Origin of the sequence: Embleya sp. NPDC059213 (assembly GCF_042754445.1) — a bacterium.
In the GTDB taxonomy this organism is placed as follows: Bacteria; Actinomycetota; Actinomycetes; order Streptomycetales; family Streptomycetaceae; genus Embleya.
The window spans coordinates 1-3,354 of sequence record NZ_JBHZAV010000369.1 but is presented as its reverse complement, the minus strand read 5'-3'; the positions used below and the strand labels follow the sequence as shown (position 1 = coordinate 3,354).

Genomic DNA, 3,354 nt, shown 5'->3' with positions numbered 1-3,354 from the left:
TCCCCGCCCCCCGACGGCGAGAAGTCGCCCAACGGCGGAACCACGCCCGAATGCCAAAGCAGCCAAGGCACCCCGACGCCCCCGAGCAGCAGCCCCACGACGAAGCAGATCCGCCCCACCCGTTCGTGGAACGCCCCCGCCAAGCCCGCAGCAGCCCCGACCGGCACGCCCGCCATCGCGGCGAAGAACAACGTCCCGCAGCTTCCGAGCGGGATGTCGATCCAACGCCCGTTCGGGCCGTCGACCACCAGATCCCGCGCGACGGCGGCCGTGAGCGCGGCGTTGAACACCACCCAAACCCCCGCCACCGCGAGCGCCACCACCAGCAGCGCCGGCAGAAACGCCTTCTCGCCGATACGCCGAGCCGAACCAGGAACCCACTTCACCAGATTCCTCCGGAGCGGGACGAGCGGATGAACGGAAACGGGACGAGCCGGTCGCGGCCGGGGTGGGTCCGCTGCGATCAGGCCAAGTGCTTCTGCAACACCGCGAGTTGCGTCTGTCGCGCCGCATCGTGCAGGTCTCGGCCGCGATCCGTCGCGGTGACGAAGACGCCTCGGCGGTCGGTGTCGCACATCGCGCGCTCCACGAGGCCGCACTTCTCCAGGCGGGCGACGGCCCGCGAGGAGGCGCTCTGGCTCAGGTGCAGATCGCCGACCAGGTCGTGGATGCGGGCCTTGCAGCCGTCGGCGGCGATCAGGCGGTCCAGCACCTCGAAGTCGCTCATCGTCAGGCAGTGCTCCGCCTGGAGGGCACGGTCGAGTTCGTGGGCCACCCGGCTGTACTGCGACAACAGGTTGCGCCAGCTCTCGATCAGCGGCTCCTCGGTCTTCATCGCGTCACGGTAGCGCCCCACAGCAGAATATGCAAGTGAATTTATTGCCCACACATTTAGTGCTCTCACATTTAATGCGTAGACATTCAATGCGCGCGCATATATGTTCGTCGTCATGGCCCCAACAGTCGAGACCTACGCGGGACCGTCCTCCCGCGAGCCCTCCGTCCTCCCGTCCGACCCGAGCTCGTCCGCTCCACACTGGACCCCCAGACTCTGGGGCGTTTTGGCCGTGTTGTGCCTCGTCCTGTTCCTGGACGGCCTCGACGTGTCGATGGTCGGCGTCGCGCTGCCGTCGATCGGCCACGAACTGGGCATGTCCGCGACCTCGCTCCAGTGGATCGTCAACGGGTACGTGCTCGGATACGGCGGCCTGATGATGCTCGGCGGTCGCACCGCCGACCTGCTCGGCCGGCGCCGGGTCTTCCTGATCGCACTCGCGGTGTTCGCCGCCGCCTCGCTGCTCGGCGGTCTGGTGGACAGCGGCGGCCTGCTGATCGCCAGCCGCTTCGTCAAGGGTCTGGCCGCGGCCTTCACCGCGCCGACCGCACTGTCCATCCTGACCACGACGTTCCCGGAGGGCCCGGCCCGCAACCGAGCGCTCTCGGTGTTCTCCGTCTTCGGTGCCAGCGGCTACTCCTCCGGCCTGATCCTGGGTGGTCTGCTCACCGAATTCGGCTGGCGCTGGACCTTCCTGACCCCGGTACCGCTGGCCATCCTGGCCCTGATCGCCGGCTACATCCTGATCCCGCGCGACCGTCCCGCCGACTCCGGCGGCCACGACCTGGTCGGCGCGGTCACCCTCAGCGGCGGCATGTTGCTCGCCGTCTACACCGTGGTCTCGGCGCCCGAACGTGGCTGGACCGCACCCATCACGCTCGGCTCGGTCGTCCTGGCCGCCGCACTGCTCACCACGTTCGTGTTCGTCGAGAAGCGCATCGCCCACCCGCTCGTGCGCTTCGGCATCCTGCGGATCGGCACGGTGGTGCGGGCCAACCTGAGCATCGTCGCGCTGATGGGCTCCTACATGAGCTTCCAGTTCATGATGACGCTCTACCTCCAGGACGGTCTGGGCTGGTCCGCGCTGCGGATGGCCCTGGCCCTGCTGCCCGCCGGCCTCGTGGTGGCCTTCGGCTCGCCGTTCACCGGACGCCTGATCAACCGCTACGGCACCGCGCCGCTGCTGATCGCGTCGATGGCCTCGATGAGCCTGGGCTACCTGTGGTTCCTGGCCACCGCCGGCGGCACGCCGAACTACGCCTTCACCGTGCTGCCCACGATGTTGCTCCTCGGCGGCGGCTTCGCCTTCGGCTTCAGCTCGATCATGTCCCAGGCCACCGAGGGCATCGAGGACTCCGAACAGGGCCTCGCCTCCGGCCTGGTGCAGACCTCCGGCCAGGTCGGCGCGGCGCTCGTACTGGCCGTGGTCACCGCCGTCACCACCGGCGCCACCGCCGGGGACACCGACTTCGGCGCCTACCGGCCCGGTGCGAACCTGGTCACCGGCGTCGCGATCGTCGGTCTCCTGCTCAACCTCGTCCCGCTGTTGGGATCCGCGCGCCGCCGGCCGAAGACGGCCGACTCCACCAGCCTCTCGTAATCCGCCTCAGGCCGCGCCGTATCCACGGCCGGCGCCGGACCCGATACCCCGAAGCCCCCACGCGATCCCTTCCGCGCGTGGGGGCTTCGGCATGCGACGATGACGGCGAGGCGACCGGATCGAACGAACCGGATGGGAGGTCGACATGGGGTTGTGGAATCGACGGGGTGCACCGGAAGAACCCGTGGACGACGCCGCGGCCGATCCCGCCGTAGGGCTCGAAGCGCTGGGACTCCGGCCCGCGCGGGCGGCCGAGCTTTCCTCGATACTGCGCGGCCCGGTCACCGACCTCGCGCTGCGTGATCTGCCTCGGCTCGAACTCGGCGGCACGCACCGCTGGTTGCGGGCGACCGGGACGGTGATCGGGTCCGCCGCACCCGGGTTGGTACGGGACATGGTGCCCGGACTCGACGATCGACAGGTCGCCGAAGCGGCGTTCCACCCGAATCTGCTGCCGCCGGTCGCGTTCGAACTGCGGCGGCGCCGGGCCCTGTTGCGCCGGGCCAAGGACCCCGGTGCGCTGACCCGGACCGGGCCCGGGGCGTTGAAGCTCAGCGTGGCCCTGATGACGAGCCGATTCCTCGTACACGACCACCTCGCGGCCCGGATCGGTGTGGAGGCCACGAACCGGCTCGGCGCGAGTCACGCCGAAACGATTCGCTCGATCGCGCTCGGCGCCGCCACGGGTCGGGCCGCGCGTACCGAACCGGCCTGGGGCGCCTGGGGGTTGCTCGCCGTCCTGCAAGCCCTGCTGCGCCACCGCGAACTGCTCCAGGCGCCGGCGACCTCGGTGCCGGCGCCGCCGACGCAGGCGGGGGCGGGGGCGGAGGCCGCCGCGGCGACGTCCACGGTCGGCGACCTCGGCCTGTTCCTGTGCGGAATAAGGGGTCACATCCCCGAGCAGAACCCGTCACAGAAC

Annotated in this window: 3 protein-coding genes and 1 pseudogene; 2 read left to right on the top strand and 2 right to left on the bottom strand. The window is 70.2% G+C overall.

Features of this window, described 5'->3' with window-relative positions; translation table 11 throughout:
• On the bottom strand, positions 1–386 hold a 386-nt coding region (locus tag ACFXMF_RS47215), incomplete at its 3' end, for a hypothetical protein (protein ID WP_380021298.1).
• 77 nt (positions 387–463) lie between these two features.
• Complete coding sequence (locus ACFXMF_RS47210; protein WP_360318083.1) at positions 464–835, bottom strand: MarR family transcriptional regulator; 372 nt, start codon at positions 833–835, stop codon at positions 464–466.
• A gap of 115 nt (positions 836–950) precedes the next feature.
• On the opposite strand from ACFXMF_RS47210, the gene ACFXMF_RS47205 reads away from it, so the two are divergent.
• Together ACFXMF_RS47205 and ACFXMF_RS47200 are read left to right on the top strand one after the other, a co-directional pair.
• On the top strand, positions 951–2,435 hold the full coding sequence (locus tag ACFXMF_RS47205) for an MFS transporter (protein ID WP_379988957.1): 1,485 nt from the start codon (positions 951–953) through the stop codon (positions 2,433–2,435).
• Positions 2,436–2,619: 184 nt separating this feature from the next.
• Positions 2,620–3,354: pseudogene (locus ACFXMF_RS47200) on the top strand (hypothetical protein); the annotation flags it as partial.